At 70.7% G+C, this 24749-nt stretch carries 23 protein-coding genes and 1 tRNA gene; 13 read left to right on the forward strand and 11 right to left on the reverse strand.

The features are described from left to right. Complete coding sequence (locus tag JGU66_14630; GenBank protein MBJ6762008.1) at nucleotides 1–1080, forward strand: flippase-like domain-containing protein; 1080 nt, start codon at nucleotides 1–3, stop codon at nucleotides 1078–1080. Nucleotides 1081–1128: 48 nt separating this feature from the next. Here JGU66_14630 and JGU66_14635 read toward each other — a convergent pair. The 7 genes from JGU66_14635 to JGU66_14665 all read right to left on the reverse strand — a co-directional run bounded on the left by JGU66_14635 (nucleotide 1129) and on the right by JGU66_14665 (nucleotide 6442). After that, nucleotides 1129–1212: transfer RNA gene (locus tag JGU66_14635), tRNA-Leu, on the reverse strand. A gap of 70 nt (nucleotides 1213–1282) precedes the next feature. Then, the gene (locus JGU66_14640) at nucleotides 1283–1660 is read right to left on the reverse strand and encodes a 2Fe-2S iron-sulfur cluster binding domain-containing protein (protein ID MBJ6762009.1); all 378 of its coding nucleotides are present in this window, start codon (nucleotides 1658–1660) and stop codon (nucleotides 1283–1285) included. Between the two features lie 2 nt (nucleotides 1661–1662). Continuing rightward, the gene (gene hscA, locus JGU66_14645; GenBank protein MBJ6762010.1) at nucleotides 1663–3507 is read right to left on the reverse strand and encodes a Fe-S protein assembly chaperone HscA; all 1845 of its coding nucleotides are present in this window, start codon (nucleotides 3505–3507) and stop codon (nucleotides 1663–1665) included. Beyond that, entirely contained in the window at nucleotides 3504–4049 is a 546-nt protein-coding gene (hscB, locus tag JGU66_14650) for a Fe-S protein assembly co-chaperone HscB (GenBank protein MBJ6762011.1), read from the reverse strand. Before hscB ends, hscA begins: the two co-directional genes overlap by 4 nt. Nucleotides 4050–4156: 107 nt before the next feature. Next, a complete protein-coding gene (locus JGU66_14655; GenBank protein ID MBJ6762012.1) occupies nucleotides 4157–4546 on the reverse strand; it encodes an iron-sulfur cluster assembly accessory protein in 390 nt (129 codons plus the stop codon). A gap of 27 nt (nucleotides 4547–4573) precedes the next feature. After that, complete coding sequence (gene iscU, locus JGU66_14660; protein MBJ6762013.1) at nucleotides 4574–4969, reverse strand: Fe-S cluster assembly scaffold IscU; 396 nt, start codon at nucleotides 4967–4969, stop codon at nucleotides 4574–4576. Nucleotides 4970–5080: 111 nt separating this feature from the next. Next, a complete protein-coding gene (locus JGU66_14665) occupies nucleotides 5081–6442 on the reverse strand; it encodes an IscS subfamily cysteine desulfurase (protein MBJ6762014.1) in 1362 nt (453 codons plus the stop codon). Nucleotides 6443–6790: 348 nt separating this feature from the next. Here JGU66_14665 and JGU66_14670 point away from each other — a divergent pair, with 348 nt between their 5' ends. Beyond that, on the forward strand, nucleotides 6791–8674 hold the full coding sequence (locus JGU66_14670) for an SPFH domain-containing protein (GenBank protein ID MBJ6762015.1): 1884 nt from the start codon (nucleotides 6791–6793) through the stop codon (nucleotides 8672–8674). 62 nt (nucleotides 8675–8736) lie between these two features. Then, a complete protein-coding gene (locus JGU66_14675) occupies nucleotides 8737–10161 on the forward strand; it encodes a thioredoxin family protein (protein MBJ6762016.1) in 1425 nt (474 codons plus the stop codon). 9 nt (nucleotides 10162–10170) lie between these two features. Here JGU66_14675 and JGU66_14680 read toward each other — a convergent pair whose 3' ends face one another. The 3 genes from JGU66_14680 to JGU66_14690 are packed head-to-tail and all read right to left on the reverse strand — an operon-like array spanning nucleotide 10171 to nucleotide 12226. Further along, nucleotides 10171–10764: a DTW domain-containing protein gene (locus JGU66_14680; GenBank protein MBJ6762017.1), complete on the reverse strand. Its 594-nt coding sequence runs from the start codon at nucleotides 10762–10764 to the stop codon at nucleotides 10171–10173. Continuing rightward, a complete protein-coding gene (locus JGU66_14685) occupies nucleotides 10761–11309 on the reverse strand; it encodes a hypothetical protein (GenBank protein MBJ6762018.1) in 549 nt (182 codons plus the stop codon). Before JGU66_14685 ends, JGU66_14680 begins: the two co-directional genes overlap by 4 nt. 53 nt (nucleotides 11310–11362) lie before the next feature. Continuing rightward, complete coding sequence (locus JGU66_14690) at nucleotides 11363–12226, reverse strand: EamA family transporter (GenBank protein MBJ6762019.1); 864 nt, start codon at nucleotides 12224–12226, stop codon at nucleotides 11363–11365. A gap of 256 nt (nucleotides 12227–12482) precedes the next feature. On the opposite strand from JGU66_14690, the gene JGU66_14695 reads away from it, so the two are divergent. From JGU66_14695 to JGU66_14740, 10 genes are all read left to right on the forward strand, one after another. Beyond that, the gene (locus JGU66_14695) at nucleotides 12483–13097 is read left to right on the forward strand and encodes a hypothetical protein (GenBank protein MBJ6762020.1); all 615 of its coding nucleotides are present in this window, start codon (nucleotides 12483–12485) and stop codon (nucleotides 13095–13097) included. Nucleotides 13098–13121: 24 nt separating this feature from the next. Continuing rightward, nucleotides 13122–13874, forward strand: coding sequence for a hypothetical protein (locus JGU66_14700; protein ID MBJ6762021.1), 753 nt, complete (start codon nucleotides 13122–13124; stop codon nucleotides 13872–13874). Between the two features lie 12 nt (nucleotides 13875–13886). After that, nucleotides 13887–14552, forward strand: coding sequence for a hypothetical protein (locus tag JGU66_14705; GenBank protein MBJ6762022.1), 666 nt, complete (start codon nucleotides 13887–13889; stop codon nucleotides 14550–14552). 35 nt (nucleotides 14553–14587) lie between these two features. Continuing rightward, nucleotides 14588–16195 (forward strand): HAMP domain-containing histidine kinase, encoded by a 1608-nt coding sequence (locus JGU66_14710; GenBank protein ID MBJ6762023.1) that lies wholly within the window; start codon nucleotides 14588–14590, stop codon nucleotides 16193–16195. A gap of 167 nt (nucleotides 16196–16362) precedes the next feature. Next, on the forward strand, nucleotides 16363–16920 hold the full coding sequence (locus JGU66_14715) for an RNA polymerase sigma factor (GenBank protein ID MBJ6762024.1): 558 nt from the start codon (nucleotides 16363–16365) through the stop codon (nucleotides 16918–16920). Beyond that, on the forward strand, nucleotides 16917–17357 hold the full coding sequence (locus JGU66_14720; GenBank protein MBJ6762025.1) for a hypothetical protein: 441 nt from the start codon (nucleotides 16917–16919) through the stop codon (nucleotides 17355–17357). Before JGU66_14715 ends, JGU66_14720 begins: the two co-directional genes overlap by 4 nt. A gap of 162 nt (nucleotides 17358–17519) precedes the next feature. After that, complete coding sequence (locus JGU66_14725; GenBank protein MBJ6762026.1) at nucleotides 17520–18122, forward strand: RNA polymerase sigma factor; 603 nt, start codon at nucleotides 17520–17522, stop codon at nucleotides 18120–18122. Then, complete coding sequence (locus tag JGU66_14730; GenBank protein ID MBJ6762027.1) at nucleotides 18119–21100, forward strand: CHAT domain-containing protein; 2982 nt, start codon at nucleotides 18119–18121, stop codon at nucleotides 21098–21100. The genes JGU66_14725 and JGU66_14730 overlap by 4 nt, the downstream gene beginning before the upstream one ends. Before the next feature lie 98 nt (nucleotides 21101–21198). Further along, entirely contained in the window at nucleotides 21199–21357 is a 159-nt protein-coding gene (locus JGU66_14735; protein ID MBJ6762028.1) for a hypothetical protein, read from the forward strand. Between the two features lie 1060 nt (nucleotides 21358–22417). Then, entirely contained in the window at nucleotides 22418–23764 is a 1347-nt protein-coding gene (locus JGU66_14740) for a M24 family metallopeptidase (GenBank protein MBJ6762029.1), read from the forward strand. On the opposite strand, the gene JGU66_14745 is transcribed toward JGU66_14740, so the two are convergent. Further along, on the reverse strand, nucleotides 23761–24648 hold the full coding sequence (locus tag JGU66_14745) for a hypothetical protein (GenBank protein ID MBJ6762030.1): 888 nt from the start codon (nucleotides 24646–24648) through the stop codon (nucleotides 23761–23763). The genes JGU66_14740 and JGU66_14745 overlap by 4 nt on opposite strands. Nucleotides 24649–24749: the final 101 nt, after the last annotated feature.

Genomic DNA, 24749 nt, shown 5'->3' on the forward strand with positions numbered 1-24749 from the left:
GTGGCCTCGCGCCCTGAGGGAGGCCGCGCGCTCGTCAAGGCCCTGGCCGCGGTGCTGGGCGCGGCGTTCTCCGTCGCGCTCATCTCCACCGCCTTCTTCCGGTGGAACCTGCGCGGCGGTCCGCTGCTCACCCCGCGCTTCCCGCTGGGCGACTTCGTGCGGAGCCTCCCCCATCACCTCGTGTGGTGGGTGCCCTTCCTGCTCTTGCAGGCGGCGCTCATCCCCCTGCGCGCGGTGCAGTGGCAGGCCACGCTGCGCCGGCGCATCCCGTTCCGCGAGCGCTACCACCTGGTGGCCATTGGCGCCTTCGTCCACAACGCGCTGCCGGGGAAGCTGGGGGAGGTGACGCGCGCCTTCCTCCTGTCCCGCACGGAGCGGGTGCCCTTCGTGCGCTGCCTGGGCACGGTGGTGGTCTGCAAGCTGCTGGAGTTCGCCTGCCTCATGCTGCTGGTGGCGCTCTCGTTCCTGGGGCCCTTCGCGCCGACCCTGGCGCGCTTCCGCACCGAGCTGCGCGTGGCGCTGTCGCTGTGCATCGGGCTCGTGGCGCTGGTGGTGCTGCTCGCCCACTGGGCCGCGCCGCTGGGGAACTGGCTGCACCGCCGTCACAGCCTGCCGCGCGTGGACAGCTTCCTGACCCACGTGGGCGAGGGCCTCGGCACCGCGCGCTCGTTCCGAGGGCTGGCCAAGGTGTTCCTCTTCTCCATTCCCCCGGTGCTCGCCTCGGCGACGGCCTACAGCCTCGCGCTCCATGGCATCGGCGTGCGCGGCGGGCTGTTCGCCGGAGCCGTGGTGCTGGGCGCCATCTCGCTGGGACAGGCCGTGCCCGGAGTTCCCGCGGGCCTGGGCATCTACTACTTCGTCACGAGCTGGGCGGCGCGCGAGCTGGGGGCCTCGCCCGAGTCCGCGGCGGCGTTCTCCGCGCTCACGCACCTGGGCACCGTGTTCAGCCAGGTGGCCGTGGGCACCGTCTCCGTCGTCGTGCGGAAGCTGCGCATCCAGGATCTGCGCAAGGGCGGGAAGCTGGCCAGCGAGGCCGCGCATCACGTGGCCCACGAGGCGGTGGAGCCGGCGTCACCCTGAGCCCAGAAAAACAAAAAGCCCCCGGTCTTTCGACCGGGGGCTTCTTCATGCCCAGGAGAGGACTCGAACCTCCATGCCCTTGCAGGCGCTAGACCCTGAATCTAGTGTGTCTACCAATTCCACCACCTGGGCGGGTGGGGCGCTGCGATGGGCAGGACATATAGGGAACCTGCCCCGCTCCGTCAAGCACTACGTTGCGCCGTCACTTCTTCAGCGGCCAACGCCCTTCGGCCTCGAGCCGATGACGAATGGCGGGGTTCTCATCCATGAAGGCGGACAGGGACTCCTCGGTGATCTCCACCAGCAGGTCCTCGTTGCCGATCTCCGACTGGCAGCTCAACCGGGAGTACGGGCGGACGTCGAACCCCATGTCCAGCCGGTCGGCTTCCTGATCCGTCTGCTCGCTCAGGGAGTCGAGCCCCTTGCGGATCCACACGTGGCAGGTTGAGCACGCGCAGACCCCGCCGCAGCTGTGGCCCACCTGGGCCTCGCCCTTCTCGGCGGCGTCCAGCAGCGTGGTGCCGGGGGGGACGTCCACGCTCAGCTCGGCCAGCGGACTCTTGAAGGTCACCTTGGGCACGGTCAGTACTCCTCCACCGAGTGGCCAGCCACCACCTGCGTGATGGCGCGGTTCATCACCCGCTCGATGAACGGGCGGGAGGCCTCGTCGAGCACATGGATGGCGTCCTTGATGGCCAGGTACTCCGAGCCTCCCGCCGACTGGCGCAGCTTCTCCAGCGCCGCGTCGATGGTGGCGCGCTCGGCCGCGTCCAGCAGGGTGGGGTTCTCGCGAAGCTGGCGCTCGGCCTCGGCCAGGACGCGCTCGGCGTCCACGCGCTGCTCGCGCAACTGGCGGGCCTGGATGTCGTCCTCGGCCGAGTCGATGGAGTCGAGCAGCATCTGCTCGATCTCCTCCTCGGAGAGGCCGTGGCTGGGCTGCACGGTGATGGACTGGGCCGTGCCGGTGCTCTGCTCCTTGGCGGTGACGGACAGGATGCCGTTGACGTCCACGGAGAAGCGCACTTCCACCCGGGCCAGACCCGCGGCCTGCGGCGGGATGCCGGACAGCGTGAAGCGCGCGAGGCTGCGGTTGTCCTCCACCAGCTCGCGCTCGCCCTGGAGCACGTGCACGTCCAGGCCGGTCTGCCCGTCCTTGAACGTGGTGAACACCTGCGCCGCCGCGGTGGGGATGGTGGTGTTGCGGGGGATGAGCTTCTCCACCAGCCCGCCCATCGTCTCCAGCCCCAGCGACAGGGGGATGACGTCGAGCAGCAAGAGCTCGTCCTGGCGGTCGACGTTGGTGAGCAGGTCCGCCTGCACCGCGGCGCCCAGCGCGACCACCTGATCCGGATCGATGTCGCCCAGCGGCTCGCGGCCGAACAGCTCCGCCACGAAGCGGCGCACGGCCGGCACGCGAGTGGATCCACCCACCAGGATGACGCCGTCCAGCTCTCCGGCCGCCACGCCCGCGTCCTTCATCGCGCGCCGGCACACCACGCCCGTCTTCTGCACGAGCGGGAGGATCCACTGCTCGAAGTCCGCGCGCTTCACCGCGTGCTCACGGCCGCCCACGGTGAGCGTCACCTCGGCCGCGTCGGTGAGGGCCTCCTTCGCCTTGCGCGCGGCGGCGAGCGCCTCGGCCACCAGGCTCGCGTCGGGCGCGGTGGCGCCCAGGGCCTCCAGCATGCGCGCCGCGATGGCGCGGTCGAAGTCATCGCCCCCCAGCGCCGAGTCGCCGCCGGTGGACTTCACCTCGAAGATGCCGTCCACCAGCTTGAGGATGGAGATGTCGAAGGTGCCGCCGCCCAGGTCGTAGACGGCGAAGGTGCCCTGGCTGCCCCGGTCCAACCCGTAGGCGAGCGCGGCGGCGGTGGGCTCGTTGATGAGCCGCAGCACCTCCAGGCCCGCGAGCCGGCCCGCGTCCTTGGTGGCCTGGCGCTGGGCGTCGTCGAAGTACGCGGGCACGGTGATGACGGCCTGCTCCACCTTGCCGGAGAAGTGGGCCTCGGCCCGGCGCTTGAGGGCGCGCAGGATTTCGCCTGACACCTCGATGGGCGTCACGGGCTGGCCGCCGGCCACCTCGAAGCGCACCACCTTGCCGCCGGGGACGAAGCGGGCGTGGCCCAGCTTGCGCGTCTCGGCGTCATCCGGGCTGCGGCCCATGAAGCGCTTCACGGAGACGATGGTGTCCGTGGGGGCCTGCGCCGCGAGCTCCCGCGCGCGAGCGCCCACCACCACGCCGCCATCCTTCGCGTAGCTCACCACCGAGGGGAGCAGCAGCGACGCGTTCTCGTCCACCGGCACGCACTGAGGCTTGCCATGGACGACGGACGCCACCAGCGAGTTGGTGGTGCCCAGGTCGATGCCCACCGCGTACCCCTTGGGCTTGAGCGGGTCGTGGATCTGCAGGTAGCCGTTCTTGCTCACGCGAGCACCTCCTCCTCGAACGCGTCGACCTGCTCGAGGAAGCGCGTGAAGTAGCGCAAGCGCCCCAGGGCATGCGACGCCTTTCTCACCTGAGCGGCGTCTCCGCTCCCTTCCAGGGCACGCAGGGCCTCGGCCGCCTCCGTGAGCGCTGCCTTCCGGCGCGCCTCCACGTCGGCGGCCATGCCGCGCGCCTGCGCCACGTTCCGAGCCGCCATGGCGTCGTCCAGGGCCTCGCGCAGGGTCATGACCTCTTCCAGGAACTCCAGGGGCATGTCCTTCTGGGCGCCGGCGTCCTCCCGGTCCAGGTCCACCCCGTGCAGCTTCAGCAGGTAGAAGGCGCGGCGCACCGGGTCCTTCAGCGTCTTGAAGGCCTCGTTGAGGGCGGTGGTGCGCTCGGCCGCCTCCAGGCGCTCGCGAGCGCTGGCGTTCGTCTGGCGGTCCGGGTGGAGCTGGAGCGACAGCTCCCGGTACTGCTTCTCCAGCGCCGGCACGTCCACGTCATAGGCGCGGGGCAGCCCGAACACGTCGAAGTGGGTCCTCACGATGGAAGTCGTCCTCGTCGGGGGAAACAAAAATGGGCCCGGCATCGGGGGCCGGGCCCAGCCGCCTTCTCCCCCAAAGGGGAGGGGCGTGGCGGTGAAGGGGCGCGTCAGACGGAGAAGCTCTCTCCGCAGCCGCACGCGGCCTTCACGTTGGGGTTGTTCAGCTTGAAGCCGGACGCCATCAGCGTCTGCTCGAACACCAGCTCGGTGCCGATGAGGTACAGGTAGCTCTTCGGATCCACGAAGACGCGCACGCCGTCCCGCTCGAAGACCTTGTCGCGCTCCTTGGCCTTCTCCGCCCACTCCATGGCGTAGGCCAGGCCCGAGCAGCCGCCGCCTCGCACGGCCAGCCGCAGGCCCGCTTCAGGCGTCTGGCGTTGCTCCAGCAGCTCCTTCAAGCGCTGCACGGCGCTGTCCGCCAGGGTGATGCCGCGCGGCGCCTTCACCGGCGGGGCCGGGGTGGGCGTCTGCTGAGGGCTGATTGCCTGCTCGCTCATGGTGTCCTCGCTTCCGGCGCTCGCGCCTTAGGGCTGCTGGCGCGTGGCGCGCTTCTTCTTGAAGTCCTCGATGGCTGCCTTGATGGCGTCCTCGGCCAGCACGGAGCAGTGGATCTTCACGGGCGGCAGCGCCAGCTCGCGGGCCACGTCCTTGTTGGAGATGGTCATCGCCTGGTCCACCGTCTTGCCCTTCACCCACTCAGTGACGAGCGAGCTGGACGCGATGGCCGACCCGCAGCCGAACGTCTTGAACCGGGCGTCCTCGATGACGCCCTCGTCGGTGATCTTCAGCTGCAGCCGCATCACGTCGCCGCAGGCCGGCGCGCCCACCAGGCCCGTGCCCACGTTCGGATCGTTCTTGTCGAGCGTGCCGACGTTGCGCGGGTTCTCGTAGTGCTCGATGACCTTGTCGCTGTAAGCCATTGCTGCTCCTTCAACTGCCGCTGGGACGGATGCGGACCGGGAGAAAACGACTCGCGGCCTGGGGGGCGGGGGCTCCCATATCCGCCCGGGCCGCCGTTGAGAAGGGGGGCGCTAGTGCGCCGTCCACTCGATGCTCTTGAGGTCGATGCCTTCCTTCGCCATCTCGTAAAGGGGGCTCATCTCGCGCAGCTTGCGCACCTTGTCCACCATGAGTCGGATGACGTAGTCGACCTCCTCCTCGGTGTTGAAGCGGCCGAGCCCGAACCGGATGGAGCTGTGGGCCATGTCCTCTTCCACGCCCACCGCGCGCAGCACGTAGGACGGCTCCAGCGACGCGGACGTGCACGCCGAGCCAGACGACACCGCCACATCCTTGATGGCCATCATCAGCGCCTCGCCCTCCACGTAGGAGAACGAGATGTTGAGGTTGCCCGGCAGGCGGTGCTCCAGCGAACCGTTCACCACCGTCATGTCCAACTGCTCCATGATGCCGGTGCGCAGGCGCTCGCGCAGGCGCGTGAGGCGCTGGGCCTCGGACACAAGCTCCGTGCGAGCCAGCTCCGCCGCCGCGCCGAAGCCCACGATGGCCGCCACGTTGAGCGTGCCGCTGCGCATGCCGCGCTCATGTCCGCCGCCGTCCACCAGCGGCGCCAGGCGCACGCGGGGCTTGCGGCGCACGTACAGCGCGCCCACGCCCTTGGGGCCGTACATCTTGTGCGAGGTGATGGAGGCGAGGTCCACGCGCATGGCCTCCACGTCGAAGGGCACCTTGCCAATGCCCTGCACCGCGTCGCAGTGGAAGAGCACGCCCTTCTCGCGGCACAGCTTGCCAATCTCGGCGATGGGCTGCAGGACGCCAATCTCGTTGTTGGCGAGCATGATGGAGACGAGCACCGTGCGCGGGGTCATCGCCGCGGCCAGCTTCTCCAGGCTCACGCGTCCGTCGGCCTCCACGTCCAGGTACGTCACGCGCGCGCCACCCGTGGGCAGCTCCGCCCACTTGCGGTAGGTGGGGTCGTTCTCGATGTCGTGGCGCGACGCCAGCTCGGCCAGCTCCTCGGGCTGCACGTCGCGGTCGGCCAGCTGCGACAGCCGCAGGAGCTTCAGCTCGTCCAGCCGCTCCTGACGCACGCGCTCCAGGCGCTTGCAGGTGTCCAGGACGGCCTTGTGCTCGGTCTTCAGGGTGATGATGTGGTCGCCCTTGGACTTGTAGAACTCGATGACGCCCTTGATGGCCAGGTTGTCCGACTCGGTGGCGCCCGAGGTGAAGACAATCTCCTTGTCCGAGGCGCCGATGAGCTCCGCCACCTGCTTGCGGGCCTTCTCCACCGCCGCCTCCGCCTTCCAGCCAAAGGCGTGGTTGCGGCTGGCCGCGTTGCCGAAGTCCTCGCGCAGGTACGGCATCATGGTTTCCAGCACCCGCGGATCCAGCGGCGTGGTGGCGTGGTTGTCCATGTAGATGGGCAGCTTCAGCATGGGTTCCTCGAGAAGAGACGTGGGAGGGGAACACCCTCCGCTCCCCGGCGACGCGGTGAATCCGCGCGCAGCGGCAGGGCCTACAACGGACCACATGAATGTGGACCGGACTGGTCAAATATAAAAGGGGGTGCCCTCGGGTCAAGCGAACATGAGGACGGCTTCACAGCGCGCGGCACGGTTGCTCGGTGCGCGCCGCCGCGCCGGGGTGGGGCGCCCGGGTGCGCCATCTTGGACCAGCGACGCGCCGGAATGGAGCGCTTGGGGGGATGCGACAGGTGGGGCTCCCGAGGGGCGGGCCCCTGGCCGGGCGCCTGCATTGGGCCGTGCGTGGAGGGAGCACGCATGAGCGCCAACGTGAAGCAGCAGTCGAGGAGCACGGGTTCCGACGGCGATGGGATGGGGCGGCCCCAGCTGGCCCGGGTGGAGGGAGGGGGACTCTCCGAGCGGCCCCGCTACACGGACGGGTGGCGCGCCGGGAAGCCCGCGGAGGATCCGGACAAGGTGAAGCGCTGGGGGCTCGTGACGGCGCGGCCCAGCGAGTTCCTCATCCACATGCGCCGCGGCCGGGTGCGCGAGGTGAGTGGCCAGGGCGCCAGCTGCTTCAAGTGGCCGGGGGACTCGGTGGCCATCGTGCCCACCAGCATCCAGCGGCTCCAGTTCACCGCGGATCAGGTGACGAGCGAGAAGGTGGGCGTGCAGGTGACGGGCCTGGCGGTGTACCGCATCGCGGATCCGCTGGTGGCCTTCCGGATGCTCAACTTCTCCTACCCGGAGCGCGCGCAGGAGAAGCTCGCGGAGCTGCTGCGCGAGATGTTCGTGGGCGCCGCGCGACGGCTGGTGGCGAACCTCACGGTGGAGGAGTGCCTGTCGCGGCGAAAGGAGGGCATCGCCGCGGAGCTGGTGCGCGAGATTGCTCCGGTGCTGTCGGGGCACGGCCGGGTGGAGGACCGGACGGACACCGGCTGGGGCGTGCTGCTGGACACCATCGAGATCCAGGACGTGCGCGTCCTGTCCTCCACCGTCTTCGAGAACATGCAGGCGCGCTACCGCCGCGAGCAGGAGCGACAGGCGCGCGAGGCGGAGCTGGCCAAAGAGCGCTTCGTCCGGCGCGAGGAGACCGAGGCCGAGCGCCAGTGGAACCTCCAGCGGCTCGCGGCGCAGGACGAGGTGCGCCAGCGCAAGCAGGCCACGGAGGAGCAGGCCAAGCTGGAGCAACTCGCGGTGGAGGCGCGCGTCGCGGAGGCGAAGCTGGCGCAGGACCGCAAGGCGCAGCAGGAGCAGACAGAGGTCGAGCGCGAGCTGGCCATCGCGAAGCTCGCCGCGCAGGACGAGGTGCGTCAGCGCAAGCAGGCCGCCGACGAGAAGGCGAAGCTGGAGCTGCTCGCCGCCGAGGCGCGCATGGTCGAGGCCAAGGTCGCCAGCGAGCGGCACCTCGCGGTGGGCCGCGCGCAGGTGGAGATGGAGAAGCTGGAGCGCGAGCAGGAGACGGAGGCCGCGCGGGCGCGCATGGCGGTGGAGCGCGTGGAGCGCGAGAAGGCCGCGGAAGGGGCGCGCGCCAAGCTGGAGCTGGAGAAGCTGCGGCTCGCCAAGGAGGCCGAGGGAGGCAAGGCCGAGATCGAGCTGGAGAAGCTGCGGCTCGCGAAGGAGGCCGAGGGCGCCAAGTCGCAGATTGAGCTGGAGAAGCTGCGGCTCGCGCAGGAGACCGAGGCGGCCAAGGCTCAGATGGAGCTGGAGCGCCTGCAGCGCGAGCAGGAGGCCCAGAACGCCCTGGCGCTCATGGCGCTCGAGCGCATGCGCCGCGAGCAGGAGCAGATGGCCGCTCGCCACGAGGGCCTTTTGGCCGAGTCGCTCCAGGAAGCGGAGCGCCTCAAGGCGCAGCTCCAGGTGATGCAGGCGAAGCAGGCCATCGCCGAGGCGGAGACGGCCATCACCGAGTTGGAGGTGCGCAAGACGCGCGCGCAGCACGAGCTGGAGCTGTCGCGCGCCCGGGCGCTGCGCGACATCGAGAACACGGTGAGCCCCGAGGTCATCCAGATGACGTTGGCGCGGCAGCTCCCGCAGGTGGCCGCGGCCTTCCAGCAGAAGATGGGCGAAGTGCACGTGACGGCCGTGGATGGCGCCAACCCGTTTGGGTACATCGCCGCCGCCGTGGAGGGCGTCATGGGGCTGGCACGCTCGGCGGGGCTGAAGGTGCCTGCCCCCTCGGCTGCTTCACCGGCGCAGTAGCCGGGACGAGGGGCCCCGCGTATAGATACGGGCCGCGAGCGAGCCTCGGGAGCCAGGGACGCATGGATACAAAGAAGCTGGGACTGGTGGCCTTTCTGGCCGGTGTGGCGGTGATGGTGGTTCCGTGGCTCTTGCCCACGGGACCGAGCACGGGCCTGGACGCGGCGAAGTTCCTCGAGTCCGGCAGCTTCGCGGTGGGCGCCGCGGTGGTGTTCGCCGGCGGCCTGCTCACCGCGATGACGCCCTGTGTCTATCCGCTCATCCCCATCACCGTGTCGGTGTTCGGCGCGCGCAAGACGGAGGGGCGCGGTCGCGCGCTCGTCCTCACGTCGGCGTACATCGTGGGCATGGGCGTGGTGTTCAGCGCGCTGGGCATCCTGGCGGCGAAGACGGGCCAGGCCTTCGGCGCGATGCTGGGCAGCCCCTGGGTGGTGATGGGGCTGGCGGCGTTCCTGCTTTTGCTCGCGACCTCCATGTTCGGCGCGTTCGAACTGGCGCTGCCGTCGTCGCTCCAGACGAAGCTCAACTCAGTGGGTGGCGCGGGCGTGGCGGGCGCGTTCCTCATGGGCAGCGTGTCGGGCTTCCTGGCCGCGCCGTGCACGGGGCCGGTGCTCACGGGCCTGCTGGCCTTCGTGGCGAAGTCCGCCAATACGACACTGGGCGCGGCGCTCCTCTTCGTCTACGCGCTGGGCATCGGCGTGCCGTTCTTCCTCATCGGCGTCTTCACGGTGCGCCTGCCGCGCAGCGGCGTGTGGATGGAGTGGGTGAAGAGCGTGCTGGGCATCGTGCTCGTGGCGCTGGCCTTCTCCTACGTGAAGGACGCGATGCCCTGGGCGCGCGACGCCGTGAAGGCGCTGGGCTCGCAGGTGGGCCGGATGCCGGGGACGCTGATTGCCGCGGTGCTCGCCTCCGTGGGCGTGCTCTTGGGCGCGGTGCACCGCTCGTTCAAGGAGGGCTCGCGCGAGTTCGCCTGGAAGGCGGCGGGCGTGCTGCTGGTGGTGGGCGCGCTGGTGCTTCGGGGCGGCGCGCTGGATGCGAGCCCGTCCGGGGCGCTGTGGGTCCGCATGGGCTGGACCGAGGCGCCGCGCGCGCCGATGTTCGCCTGGCACCACGTCATGCCGGAGAAGAAGGCCACGTTCTCCGTTCAGGACTTCGAGCAGGTGCTCGCGAAGGCGAAGGCGGATGGGCGCCCGGTGCTCATCGACTTCTTCGCTGACTGGTGCGCGGCCTGTAAGGAACTGGATCGCGAGACCTACCCCTCCACCCAGGTCATCACCGAGGCCGAGTCGGGGCGCTTCCTCACCATCAAGATCGACGCGACCCAGAGCGAGGACTCGCTCGACGCGCTGATGGAGCGGCTGGGCGTGGAGGGGCTGCCCACCGTGGCGTTCGTGTCGGCGGATGGCACGGTGCTGGAGAAGCCCCGCGTCACCGGCTTCCTGGAGCCTACGCCGTTCGCGGCGGAGATGAAGAAGGTGCTGCGCTAGGCGCGCGGCTCAGTCCCAGTTCCCACCCAGCCGTCCGCGGCTGGTGAGGACCCGGTCGATCATCAGCTCGTGCAGGTCATAGAGCGGCCGAGCCACCTCTTCGCCTTCGAGGTGGCCGATGGCGCCGGCCATGGCCTCCAGCGTGGACATCCCGTCGGGATGCGGCGGACGGCGCAGGCGGCGCGAGTCCGGAAGCGGCGGAGGCAGCCGGAGTCCGGGCAGCCGGCGCAGCACGGGCAGGCGCTGGGCCATGCGCCGCGCCTGGCCCCAACTCCCATCCAACACGACGAGGCGCTTGGGCAGGGGCGCGCCGGGCTCGGGCGGCTGTGCGTCTGGAAAGAGCAGCCACGTGTCGGGCGCCTCCAGCTCCGAGGCATCGAAGGGCTTCCCCGGCGCGCCGTACGGCAGGATGCGGCAGCGGGGCAGGGCGAGCGCCGCCATGCGCGCGGTGTTGCTGGACTTCTCCGCCTCCTTGTTGTGGCGGACGATGAGCAGCTCCGTGCGCGTGACGACGCAGGGCAGCTCCGCGCACAGGCACAAGGCAGTGGGCAGGTAGCAACGCGGGCAGCGCCCGGCGAGGTCCTCCGGGGTCCGCGACCTCATTTCGCCTGACGGTACCGCTCGATGAGGGCGCGGGCCTCGCGCAGCTTCTCCTCGACGAAGCGATCATCCTCGTCCGGTTCGTATTCGGCGTCCGGCGCGTCCAGATGGAAGAGGGCGGACAAGCTACCCGGGGCGACCTCCAGCCACTCGGCGGTGCGCGACAGGGCGGCCTGCCGACGTCCGGCGAAGGTCTCCGGGCCCTCCTCGGGGCCGCAGCGGCAGATGCGCGCCGAGTCCCCGGACACGTCCACGTAGAGGCCCAGCACTTCCGCGTCGACCTCGGCCGCCAGCGCGCACGTGGCCTCGCTGACATACGCGGCCAGGGCCTGCGCCGCCGAGCGCTCCGTCAACGAGCGCACCAGGTACACCTGCCACCCCGCCTCCGTCAGCGCGCCTGCTTCCGTCAGCGGCGCCAGCTCCGCGGGCGGTGCCTGGATGCGAGACAGCAGCCGGCGCACGGGCACCTCCAGCCGCTCCAGCCGGGCGCTCGACGCGGGGCAGAAGAAGACCACGCGGTACTCACGGCTGTTGGCGGCGGTTTCCATGGGCATACGGCGGTGCGGGGAGGATAGGGCAAAGGGGCGAGTTTTCCAGGGGATTACGGTGCGGGGGCCGGGGCCGGCGACGTCGAGGGCTCGCGCGACCCGGCGGCAACCCACACGCCCGCGGCCAGCACGAGGACTCCGCCCACCACGCCCACCGGCGTCAGGGCCTCTTGGAAGCACGCCCAGCCGAGCAGGGCCGCGGTGAGGGGTTCCAGGTACGTCAGCGCTCCGGCCGCGGCGGTGGGCACGCGGCGCAGTCCCGCGTTGAACAGGATGCTGCCACCCAGGCCGCACACCAGGCCTCCGGCCAGCACGCGCGCGACGTTCACATCCAGCGCCGGAGGCAGGGCGCCGCGCCCGAAGACGCAGAGCAGCGCCACCATGGACAGTGGCGCGTGCAGCGAGGTGATGGCCAGGGGAGACCACGCGCGCGTGGCCTCCTTGCTGCCCAGGATGATGACTCCGTAGAAGAGCGCGCTGCCCGCGCCCAGGGCCGCCGTCATCGCGGAGAAGCCGCCCCCGGGACGCACCATGAGCATCCCAAGTCCCAGCAGCGTCACGGGCCCCGCCACCAGCGCGCGGACCGAGCGGGGCTCGCGCAGCACCCACGGGGCCGCGAGCGCCACGAGCAGCGGCGCCAGATAGTGCGACAGCACCGCCACCGCCACGGGCCCGCGCTGGACCGCGGCGAAGAAGAGGGCCGTGTTGCCCGCGTCCGCCAGTCCCACCGCCGCGAGCGCCAGCGTGGCGCGTCGGTCTCGCAGGGGCTCGCGCCGCAGGAGGAAGGGGGCCGGCAGCGACATGGCCAGCAGCGCGAGGAGCGCGATCTGCTCTCCGGTGAGGCCCGTGGAACGGAGGAACAGCGACCAGCACCCCCAGAGGATGGCGCCGGACGCGACCATGGCGAAGGACCGCACTGCGAGGACTCCCTGCGTGGAAGGGGCGCGCCCCTCGCGGCCCCGGACCTGGGCGCGCAGCCTGGACCAGCGCGCGTCCGTTGTGAAGGGTACGTCGCGAGGGGCCGCACGGCCGTCAACCTCGGTGACGGCCACCGTCAACCCGTGTGTCGGTCCGGGGGCTCCTGCGAGCGCAAGTGCGCGGAACGTCGCGGGGCGGACGCGTGGCACGGGCGCTGCTTTGTCGCCGCGCGTGACACCCACCCGAGGACCTTCGATGAACCTCCTTTCCCAGCTGAACGCGTCGCTGTCTGAGATTGGCGTGGCGCTGCGCCGCCCCGAGGCCTTCACCCTGCGCTGGAGGGATCGCGCCCGCGCCGCCGCCGAGGCTCCACCGGTGCTCGTCTTCCCCGTGCTGGTGGCGACCGCCATCGTGGGCGTGGCGCTCTACGGGATGGTGATGCGGCTGCACGAGGGATGGGGCGGCATGTTGTTGGGCGCGGTGAAGGCGCCCGTGGCCGCGGGGCTCGCGTGGACGGTGGCGCTGCCGGCGCTCTACATCCTCAACTCGGCGCTCGGCTCGCGACTGGATGCTTCCACCACGTTGCTCGCGGCGCTGGCGACGGTGAGCTTCGGCTCGTTGGCGCTGCTGGCCAGCGTGCCCATCACCTGGTTCTTCGGGCTGGCGCTGCCGTTTCCCTGGGCGCGCGTGGGCGCCAACCTTGTCGTCTTCGCGGGCGTCGGCCTGTGCATGGTGGACGTCTTCCTTCGGACCATGAAGGCGCTCGAGCCCGAGCGGGGCGCCCTCTTCGCCGCCATCTGGGTGGGCCTTGTCGGCGTCATCGGCGCGGAGCTGATGGCCCTCTTCTCTCTCTTCCACTTCGACGCCTGAGCCGCCGTCCTTCGGAGCCATGTCATGGACACCTTGAACGCCGTCGCGTCGTCCTCGCCGCTTCCCCGCCTCACCCCTGCGCAGTCCTCCGAGGTTCGCGAGCTGGAGTCGGGCCTCCCCATCCCGAGCATCCTGGACCTGGTGCTGCGCCGTGAGCAGCGCTTCCATCAGGTGCTGCGCGAGGAGTCGGCGCTGCCGGAGCTGCTGCCTCGCATGCTGGGCCTGTCGGTGCTGGGGCTCGCCACGCACGGCGCGGTGCTGGGGCTGGGCGCGCGCTTCCTTCCGTCCGAGTACGTCCCCACGTGGTTCCAGGCGGGCGTGCCGCTCGCGTGGCTGCCGCTGGCCTTCACGGGGGCCTTCCTGGGCGCCCTCTGCGTGTGTCTGCCGTCGTTCTACTTCTACACGCAGCTGTCGGGGCTGGACGCGTCCTTCCGCCTGGTGACGGCGCAGGCGCTGCGCGGACAGACCACCGCGTCGGTGCTCCTGTTGGGCGCGCTGCCGTTCTATGCCGCGTGGGTGCTGGGCTCGGTGCTGGGGCTGCCGATCGCGCCCGATTGGGTGATGGGGATGGGCGTGGTGCTGCCGTTCTTCGTGGGCCTGTGGGGCGTGGCCGCCGTCTATCGCGGCTTCGTCCATCTCGCCGGGCACCTGCCGATGACCCATCAGCGGCGCGCGGGCTTCTTGCGGCGGCTCGTCCTGGCCTGGGGCGCGGTCTACACGGCGGTGGCGCCGGTGGCGCTCTGGCGGCTGGGCGAGGCGTTCGGGAAGTGGTCGTGAAGGGAGGCCGTCATGGGCATCGTCGAGACAGGGGTCATCTACTTCCTCCTGGGAGGCGTGGTCGCGGTGGCGCTCGTGCTGCGCGAGGAGGGCCGAGGCGCGAGCCGACGCGTCGTCACCTTCGTCACGGGCCTGTTATTCTGGCCGGTGTTCGCGCCCTTCCTGCTGGCGTCTCAACGCCCGGCTGTTTCTCGGGGGCTTGCTGACGGGCGCGTCGCGAGCACGGCGAAGGCGCGGCTGTTGAGCGCGCTGCAACGGGTGGAGGGGCTCGCGGCGGACGTGCTCCGGCCGGAGATGGCGCGGCTGCGAGCCCTGGTGGAGGCGGTGGGGCGCATGGAGGCGCGCGCGGCGGAGATGGCCGCGCTCCTGGCCACGCCCGAGTTCGACAAGAGCGCCGCCACGGCTCAACTGGAGGCGCTGGGGCGGCGCGGCCTAACCGCCGAGGACCCTCGGGTGCAGAGCGTGCAGGCGAGGCTGCGCGACATGGAGCGGCTGCGGGCCATGCATGAGCGCTCCAGCGCGGACCTGGAGCGCGTGGTGCTCCAGCTGGAGGAGATGGGGGCGCGATTGCAGTTGCTGCGCTTCGCGGGCAGGCCGGACGCGGAGCTGGTGGGGCTGCTGCAGTCCGTGGCCGGCTCGGTGGAGGAAGTCACCGAGGGGCTCCTGGAGGCGGGATGAGCCGCGCGGCTCGGGAGTCTGACAGACTGCCGCGCATGGGGCCTCTCTTCGCCTACAGCCTCGTGCCGGTGCTCTCCGTGGCGCTGCTCCTCGGGTCCACCGCCGTGCTCCGAGGACGCAACGCGCGCGGCCTGGCCTTCTTCTGTCTGGCCACCGCGCTGTGGAGTGCTGCCCTGTTGTTGCTCTGCATCCCCCGCATGGTGTGGCTGGGGGAGCGCTTCGTCGCCGTCGGGGCCTTCATCGCGGCGGGCTATCTGCACGCCGCCTACGACGTCACCCGCCAGCGCTCGTATCGGCTGCTCACGCTGGCCTACGCGGTGGCGGCCGTCATCACCGCGCTGGGCGCCTCCATGCCCGATGCCCTCTACGGGCCGCTGGCCATGCGGCGCGGGCCGCTGTTCTGGCCGAGCATGGGGCTGGCCGTCGCCGCCGCGACCGTCCCCTTGGTGCACCTGGGGCGCGCCTATCGCGCCGAGTCGCCCGAGCGCCGCAAGCTGCTCTTCAGCCTCGGCATCGCGGGCGTGCTCGCGTACGCGGGAGGCATCGGGACCGCGCTGCTCCTGTCGGCGGGCCGCGCGGTGCCGCTGGGCATGTACCTGGTGCTCGCCTCGCTGCTGGTGCTGGCGCGAGTGATTGGCGCGCACCAACCCGCGTCGGATCGGCGGCTCCTGGAGCGCAGCCTCGTGTACTCGGCGATCGCCGCCTTGCTGTCCGCCGGCTTCCTCTTCGGCGTGCTGACGTTGCTGGCGGGCTCGGGTGAGCCGTTCCTGGCCGAGTTCCGGCTGGGCGCCTTCTTCCTCCTGGTCCTCGCGGCGCTGGCCTTCGAGCCCGTGCGCCAGGGCTTCCAGGAGTGGCTGGGGCGACGGATCCTCAAGGGCCGAGCTGGCGCCACCGAGCTGGTCGAAGCCCTGGCCGTGCAGGAGGCCCGGGCCGACCAGTCGGCGCGGCTGGCCGAGCTGGGCCAGTTCACTTCGGCCGTGGCGCATGAAGTGCGCAATCCCCTGGGCGTGCTGGCCGCGCACCTGAAGCTCCTGGAGCGCCAGGGCCTGGACCCGGAGTCGCTCGGCGCGATGCGTGAGCAGATCTCCCGCGCCAGCCACTTCGTGGATGAGTTGTTGCGCTATGGCCGCCCGCGCCCGCTGGAGCCGCGTCGCGTGGATGTCGCCGCCACCGTCGCCCTGGCGTACTCCACCGCGCGACAGGGATTGGGGCCCCTGGCGCCCGAGGTCGAGTTCACGCCTCCCTCCAGCGAGGGGTTGGAGCTGGAGGCGGACCAGGCGCAGCTCCACCAGGTGTTTGTCATTCTTCTGGAGAATGCCTTGCTCGCACTGGGCGAGGTCGCAGCTCCGAGGCTGCGGGTGCGATGTGAGCCCAGGGATGAGCACCTCCATGTCTGGGTGGAGGACAACGGCCCTGGTATCCCACCCGAGCTGTTGCCGCGTCTGTTCCAACCCTTCGTCACGGGGCGCAAGCGGGAGGGGCCGCGCCCTGGGACAGGCCTGGGACTGGCCATCGCGCGAGGCATCGTCGAGCGGCACGGCGGCAGCGTGCGCGCGGGCCAGGCCGAAGCCTGGGGCGGCGCCTGCTTCTGGGTGATCCTCCCGCTCACCCCGCCGCTCCCATTGTCCGCCGCGGCGTCGTGAACTGAACCTGACCTGCAAGGATGTCTGTGTTTTCATGGTTGAGGATGAAGCCAGGGCACAGTCTTCCAGTCTGTGTGTCACGCGTCAGGACAATCCCTGACGTCAGGGGTTCGGTAATGAAAGGATTTCAGCCGATGGCGTTCTGAGGGGAGAGGGAGGGCCTCCCGATGTCAGAAACCTCCGAAAAGGCCTCCGAGGAGTTCGCGGCATTCGCCATCCGTTACCAACCTGTTCTGTTGCCTATCGCACGAACCATCAGCGGAGGCCGCGCGAGTGATTGCGATGACCTGGTCCAGGACGTCCTCTTGCGCGTGCTCTTGCGCTGGGACCGCCTGAAGACCTGGCCCGAGCCGGCGCGGCGCGCGTGGATGGTGCGCGTGCTGCGCAACTGCTTCCTCGACCGCTGCCGGCGCCAGGGCGCGGAGACCGAGCGCATCATCGACCTGACCAACGTGCACCAGCTCTTCGTGGATCCGGAAGCCGGAGACTTCGAGCTGTGGGAGTTCATCACCGAGGACGAGCTGCGCGAGGCCGTCTCGGAGCTTCAGGACAACCAGCGCAAGGCGTTCGAGCTGCGCTGCCAGGGCCTGCGCCACGCGGAGATTGGCCGCCGGCTGGGCGCGCCCGTGGGGACGGTGGGCACGTGGTTGTTCCATGCGCGACAGGGCCTGCGCGAGAAGCTGCACGAGCGAGCCGAGGCGCGTCGCCAGCAGAGGAAGCAATGAGCCCCGCGTGCGCGCGCCTCCGCTCCTTCCTCGACGGACTCCTGGATGCGCGGGCGCAGCGCCACTTCCGGAGACACCTCGGGAACTGCGAGGCGTGTGGCCAGCGGTTCCTGGAGATGCTCCAACTGGAGGTGCTGGCGCGACTGGCCCTGGACGACGTCGAGGCCCGCGAGCGCGCGGTGGCGGAGCGGCGGGTCCGTGAGGACACGCCTCGCCCAGGAAGCGCGGGGCCAGAGGATTCGAGGAAGGACCTCGACGCGGTGGCGCGCTGGGATGGCCCCGACGAAGCGCCCGAGCACCCATCGCGGGGCACGCGGCGAGGTGGGGCACGGTGTGCTTCCGAGACACATGGTCGGGGTAGCGCTTCGTCGGGCGCGGCGCGACGCGAGCCGGGCGCATTGCTGGAGTGGGTCCGAACCGCCGTCCGGGTGGAGTAACCGGACGCGCGGCGAGCAGGCGAGTCCAGGCCGCGCGCACGAAGCCGCGTGACGGACGCCGTAAGGCGCCGTCATGCCTGTGATTCCCAAGCATGTCCTCCGGTGGCCCAAGGATTTAGGGGCCGCGCGTTAGGAGGGGGCTGAGGGAGGGCGCGGGCTCGAATGCGGGTGCATCTCAATGCGACGGCGGCGGAGGCCCATGTGGCCTACAGTGCCGGCGTGACCCACGACGGTGGCTTCGAGCAGTTCGCGCGCGAACTCCGGCCTGTCCTGCTGTCCCTGGCGAAGCGCTTGTGCGGCCAGGGCGGTATCGACCCGGAGGACCTGGTCCAGGAGACGTTGGAGCGCGCCTTGCGGCACTTCGGCACGCTCAAGGTTCTACCCGAGCCGGTGTGTCGCGCGTGGTTGTGCCGCGCGCTCAACAACCGGTTCCTCGACCTCTGTCGCCGTCGGCGCACGGAGGTGATGGAGGAGCCGAAGCTGCGGCTGCTGCGCACCGACACGGTGAGCCCGGACGACGTCTCGGGCGAAGTGTGGGAGCACATCAGCGAGAACGACTTTCGTGCGGCCATCTCCCGGTTGCCGAACCCTCGCGTTCGCGAGGCCTATGAGCTGCACGTCGCCGGAAAGCGCTATCGCGCCATCGCGCAGCAGATGGGGGTGCCAGAGGGCACCGTGGGGAGCTGGCTCTTCCAGGCCCGCAAGGAACTGCGGGACCTGTTGTTGCCACTGACCGGCGGCGATGGAGGCGGGGGACCGAGATGAGTGCCCAGTGTCAACGGCTGTACCTCTTCGTGGATGGGGAGCTGGGGTCGGTGGACGAGGAGAACTTCCGTCACCACCTCGCGCAGTGTGATGAGTGCGCCTCCGGCCTCCATGACGCCATGCAGTTGGAGGTGCTCGGCATGCACGCGCTGCGGGATGTCCCCGTCGAGCGTGAGCAGCCCACCGAGCCGCAACCCGCTGAGCCGCAACCCGCCGTCGTCGTCCCCTTGGTGCGGCCCGAGCGCTCTCCGAAGTGGTCGCCCGCGGCGGGCTGGCGGCTCGGTGCCGGGCTCGCGCTGGCGGCGGGGCTCGCGGCCGTCGTCGTGATGACGCGCGGGCCGCGCGACCTCCCGGCGGAGGTGTGGTTGGCGGATGCGTCCACGCGCACGTTGGAAGCGCGCGTGGCGTACGGCGCGGCGGATCATCACCATCCCTATGTGCCCATGCGCGGAGAGGTGGGCCCGGAGGCGGCGCGCGCGCCGCTGCCCCTGCGCAAGCTGGCGGACCTCCAGGACCGAGGGGACCTGCACGGCATCGCGGCGGCGTACCTGGTGCGCAAGGACCTGCGGCAGGCGGCGGACTTCCTCCAGCGCTCGCCGCCGTCACTGGACCGCGACTGCGACCGCGCCGTGATTGCGATGGAGCAGGGCGAGTTCGACGAGGCGCTGGCGCTGCTGGACGGGGTGCTGCGGCAGCGGCCCGAGCATCCCCAGAGCCTGTGGAACCGAGCCCTGGTGCTGCGCGAGCTGGGGCTGACGCTCCAGGCCGCCGAGGCCTTCGACGCGGTGGCGAAGCAAGGCGAGCCGGGCTGGGCGGAGGAGGCCGCGGTGCGAGCCCGCGCCCTGCGACAAGGCACGATGCGGCGCGCGCGCGCCTTCGAAGAAGCCTACGCGTCGACACGTGGACTGATGACGGACGCGGGAGTTCCCCTCCCTTTTGAGGAAGCCCGGCGCCAGCCGGGCATCGCTCGACTGAACTTCTACGACGCCGTGCGCGCCGCGCCCACCCGGGACGCGGCGCTTCGTTTATTGCCCCTGGCGGAGGCATTGGACGGCGTGCAGGGCGGAGCGGTGCTGCGCGAGTACGTGCAGCGCGTGGCGGCCCGAGACTTCCAGAAGCGCGGTCCCCTCGCGCGCGAGTACGCCCAGCTGGTGCTCGGCGCGCACCCCGCGAAGGACGTCCTCGTGGAGACCCTCCGGCGCTCCGGAGAGGACGACTTATACCTGGGCGCGCTCGTCTACGCGGGGCGCGTGGGGACGCACCTGGAGGACTTCACGCGCATTGCCCAGGCCTCGCGCGACCCGTGGCTCCAGCTCCTCTCCGAGCGAGAGCTGGCAGGACAGGAGAGCCAGGCCTCGCAGTGGTGGAAGGCCGAGTCGCGCCTCTTGGCCGCGCTGAAGGAGTGCCGAGGCGCGGGGCTGGCCTATCGCTGCCTCACGTTGAAGAAGCGGCTGGTGGACTTGTACGTGGCGCTGCATCGCCCCGCGGACGCGTATGAGCACGCCTCGAGCGGATGGCGCTGGGCGAAGGACCTGGGGGAGTGGAACCTGGAGCAGCAGTTCCTCGAGGAGCTCTCCATCATCGCGCGCTATCGCCACAGCACCGCCAGCGCGCGCGCCTTCTTGCAGGAGTCGTTGGCGCGGATGCCCGACGATTGCGAGCAGCGCTCCTTCGTGCACCGCAACCTCGCGCAGTTGGCCTGGTTGGATCTCCGTCCGGACGAGGCGCGCCGCGAGCTGGAGCAGGCCGCCAGCTGTGGACAGGCGCTGGGCGTACCGGGCGCGCTGGTGCTGGCGGATCTCGCTCGGCTGGGCCGAGGGCCCGACGACGCGCGGTGGTTGGAGCGGACACTCGCGCTAGTGCGCGAGGGGCGGCCCTCTCCCGGCGAGCAGTCACTCCTGAGCCTCATCGAGGGACAGTTCGAGCTGGAGCGTGAGCCGCCGCTGGGGCGAAGGCTGCTGCACAGCGCCATCTCGCAGGCGGAGCTGCTTCCTGAAGACACGGACGCGCGCAAGGCGCGGCGGGGGGCCTATGGCGCGCTGGTGGCGGATGCCGGGAAGGCGAGCGCGCACGGTGAGGTGCTGGCGTTGATGGGCGCGGCGCTCCGCGTGGAGGTGCCCGAGCGCTGCGTGCTGGCCGTCATGGTTCAGTCCGAGCGAACGGTGGTCGCCGCGCGCGGCGCGAACGGCCAGTGGCTGGGCCACACCGATGCGGGGCGCACGGTGCCGCTCGGTCAGGACGCCTCGGGGCTCGTGCCCGCGTCGATTCAGGATGCGCTGCGCGGCTGCCCTTGGGTGGAGGTGTTGGCGCTGCCGCCGGTGCAGGGACTCGCGGGATTGCTGCCCGTGGATGTCGCGTGGGGCTATCGGGTGAGTGGTACGGGGCCGCGCGCGTCCGCGCCTTCCGGGGCGCATCTGGTGGTGACGGGCGTGGAGGCGCCTTCGTCGCTGGGGCTGCCGAAGCTCTCGCCGCTGGAGTCACCCGGGGGCGAGGATCCGCGTCGCATCGAGCTGCGCGGCGCGCAGGCCACGCCCTCGCGCGTGCTGGCCGAGATGCAGTCCGCGGAAGAGGTGGAGATCCACGCGCATGGCCTCTTCAGCCCGGAGCTTTCGGATGCCTCGCTCGTGGTGCTCTCACCGGAGGACGATGGGCGCTATGCGCTCACGGCCGCGGATGTCCGAGCCCGAAAGCTGACCGGCTCGCCGCTGGTGTTGCTCGCCGCGTGTGGCGCGGCGCGCGCGTGGCCGTTTCCGCACGAGTCCTTCAGCCTCCCCGTGGCGTTCATGGACGCGGGCGCGCGCGCGGTGCTGGCCTCGACGGAGCCCGTGCCGGACTCGGCGGGACGCTTCTTCGAGTCCGTGCGCGAGCGCATCCGCCTGGGCGCGCATCCCGCCATCGTGTTGCGTGACGAGCGGCAGCGCTGGCTGGCGGCGGATCCGACCGCGACCTGGGTCTCGCACGTCCTACTGTTCGAATAACGCCAAGAAATCGAACCCACGGCGTTCTTTTCGCCAGAAGGCCACGGATGGAGCCCGGCATGGAGTCGGCTCGCGGCGGCCTTCCCGGGGGGAATCACATGGCGATCGATTCGAAGGGTTCGGGGAGCGGCGGGCAGAACATGGTGGATCCGAAGGATGTCCCTCCCGAGAAGAATCCGGGACTTGTGGCGACGTCGCCCACGTCGAGCGGCAAGGTGCGGTCGCACGGCGCCTCCACGCCCACGTCCGGCGCGTAGTCGCCGCGCAGCGCGCGACCTCCGTCCCTCTGTGCTGCTTCCAGAGGGGCGGGGCCGTTCCCCACCGACGTGAAGCCCGGACGTGCACCGAGCACGTCACCGCGCGCTCCGTCGTGACAGCCGCTTGCGAGACCCCGGTGAGACACGCGCTGGGTTCGTGAACGCTCGAGACATCCCGGTGTCGACACGCTGAGCCATCGGCCGGTGACGGAGACACTTTCCCCGGGGCGAATGTGCGGCGTCCGGTCCGCGCCCAGGCGCCTCGCGCGGTGTCTCGGCCAAGGGCGACAACCGCTGCGACAAGGCGCGCGCTCCTCTGCGTGTCGTCAGTGTGTTCTTGATTTTCTGTTTTGATTTGGATGTGTCGGATTGGTGGCTTTGCTTGGAGTCACGAGCGATGCGAGCCACGAGCCGTGCGCGGATCCGCGTGAATGTTTATCGCCGGGGACCCAAGGAAATATCCGATGCGCGTTTAATTCAGAGAAGGGCGGGGCGGCGTCGGTTGGGGGGCTTGCCACCAGATCCAGCAGTGGGGGGATGTGATGTACAGCCATGACGCGTTGGGCCACGGTGTTGTTGGGATGTGGGCACCGGGTTCTCAGGATGCGCGCGGGCGGGACGGTGAGCAGGGGTGGGATGCCCGGGGGGGCGGGGGGCAGGCGATGAGGTGCCAGCTTTGGGATGAGCCTTCCATCGGGGGGATGGAAGTCGAGGTGGAGGAGGTCGAGGTGCTTTCCCCAGAGGACGACCTGGAGTGCCGGATCGCCAGTTACTGAAGCACTTGGCGCGTGAGGTCGCTTCCTCCGCTCCAGCGGGTGCGCCATCGGGGGATGGCCGCTGTCGCCGTCGTCGGGCCGCGCGGAACTTCGCGTGGGAGGCGTCGGGCTCGGAGGGAGGGGGACCGAGCCCAAGGGGCGGGCTGGAGTCAGAGGGCCGTAGGGGAACAGGGCAGATTGCGCCCCAGGTCCTCCGCTCCTGGAGTCACCAAGGACTCTGGGAGCGGGGGAACTCGGTTTGTTTGCAGCTAGGGTGAGGCTCCATCCCGACAAGGAGTCCCCCGATGCACCGTTGGAAGGTCGCGGCCCTGCCGCTGGTGTTGTGGGGCGCCGCGTGCGCCACCGCGCCAGTCCGGTCCGTGGAGCCGGCCCCCGAGACACCCGTGTTGGCGTCCTGGTCCGAGCAGCTCGCCCTGCGTGAGTCGTGGCTGGAGAAGCGGCACGCGCTCCTGCTGAAGATGATGCGCCGCCACGGCGTGGGCATGTGGATCATCGTCAACGAGGAGTTCCACGAGGATCCGCTCACGGCCCACATCGCGCCGCCGCTGCCCTTCGCTGGCAACCGAGACATCTTCGTCTTCGTGGACGCGGGCGACGCGGGCCTCAAGCGCGTGGCGTTGTCGGGCTATGGAGAGGAGGCGCTCGCGCGCTTCTTCGAGCTGCCTCCTGAGAACACCACGCCGCAGGCCCAGCTCCAGGCGCTGGACGCGCGCTATCACCCGCGCGCCATTGCCCTGGGCACGGGCGGCAAGCGCGGCGTCACCCGCAGCCTCACGCGCGACAGCTATCAGTTCCTGGTGGATGCGCTGGGCCCGCAAGCCGAAAGCCGCTTCGTGAGCGCCGAGCCGCTCATCGAGGAGTACCTGGACACGCGCCTGCCCGAGGAGTGGGAGACGTACCGGGGCATGGTGGCGCTCACCGAGTCGCTCACGCGCCGCGCGCTCTCCAACGAGGTGGTGGTGCCGGGCAAGACGACGGTGGGCGAGGTGCGCCGCTGGCTCTATGACGCCCTCTGGGCCGCGAACGTGCGCACCTGGTTCCAGCCCGACGTGCGCGTTCAGCGCCGAGGGCAGGAGAAGAGCACGGCGCGAGGCTTCCTGGCCGTGGCTCGCGAGGACGTCGTCATCCAGCGCGGCGACCTTGTGCACGTGGACTTCGGCATCACCCACATGGGCCTGAACACCGACTGGCAGAAGATGGCCTACGTGCTGCGCGAGGGCGAGACGGACGTCCCGGCGGGACTGAAGAAGGCCTTGGCGAACACGCACGCGCTCCAGGACGCGCTCATGCTCAAGGAGTCGCGGCCGGAGCGCTCGGCCGCGGACGTGTACACGGCGACCATGGAGGACATGCGCCAGCAGGGCATCACGGCGATGGTGTACAGCCATCCGCTCGGCAACCAGGGCCATGCCTTGGGGGCGGCCATCGACTTCCGCTCCGCTGCTCGGAAGGAGTCACCCAAGGTGCTGCGCAAGGGCTCGTACATCGCGGTCGAGCTGAACACCGCCACGGCGGTGCCCGAGTGGGATGGGCAGACGGTGTATGTGATGGAAGAGGATCCGGCCTACCTCACGGACGAGGGCTTCAAGTTCTTCGTGCCCCGGCAGGATGCCTTCTATCTGATCCGCTAGAAGCCCACGCCCGCGCTCAGGTCGAGCGCCCACCCGCGACCTCCCGGTGCGCGCTTCCCCTCGGGGCCATCGAGGTTGAAGCGCGCGCCGGCGCGGACAAAGCCGCCGCCCAGGCCGAGTCTCAAGAAGGGCTCGATGGAGAGCTGGCCGTCACGGTCGCGCCGGCCCAGGTCGCCGAGCGCCTCGCGCGGTGAGGAGACCCACCAGGCGCGCACTCCTGGCTCGATGAAGAACAGGCCCAAGGCGGCCTCTGCTCCGGTTTGAAGCACGAAGCGCGAGCCGCCCGCGTCGCGCGACACGGGCAGCAGGATGCCCAGCGCGGCGTCCGCCTCCAGTCGCAGTCCGGGCAGGTCCAACCCCACCGCCACGGGCACCACCACCGAGGTGGTGTCGAGCGCCCAGAGCCATGGATCCGTCCTGCCTCGGACCGCGGCCGCGGTGGTGTAGTTCGCGTCCTCGGAGACGGCCGGCGCCTGGCGATCCTCGCGGCCCCGGTCATGGAACGCGAGGGGCAGTGCCACCGCGATGCCCACGCGCAAGAACGCGAGGTCGGCGGCCGTGAAGGTGGTGTTCAGTCCAGCGAGGAGGTTGGAGGGCCCCATCGACTTCCAGCGCCGCTCCCCGACGGGTGCCATCGAGGTGTAGGGCAGGCCCCAGTCGAGCCGGAGCTGGCTCTGCTCCCCCACGCGAAACCCCGCGCTCAGCGTGGGCGAGACGTGGCGGGTCGAGACGTCGCGTTGCCGGGACGAGGAAGAGAACAGGACGCTGGTCGCGATGAAGTTGTCGGGCTCTCGCGCCTGCGCGGAACCCTCGGGGAGGGCGAGCGCCACGAGGGCGGCGAGTCCGGCCAGGTGGCGAGGCGAGAGGTGGAGAGGAAGGCGCATGACGGGTCCCACCGGCAGCCCGTCCGGCTCACGGGGCCACCGCGTGGAACACCGCGCCCGCGCGCGGATGTCACCGGAGCACGGCGAGAAATCGCAGCTCC

The organism is Myxococcaceae bacterium JPH2 (assembly GCA_016458225.1).
GTDB lineage: Bacteria > Myxococcota > Myxococcia > Myxococcales > Myxococcaceae > Citreicoccus.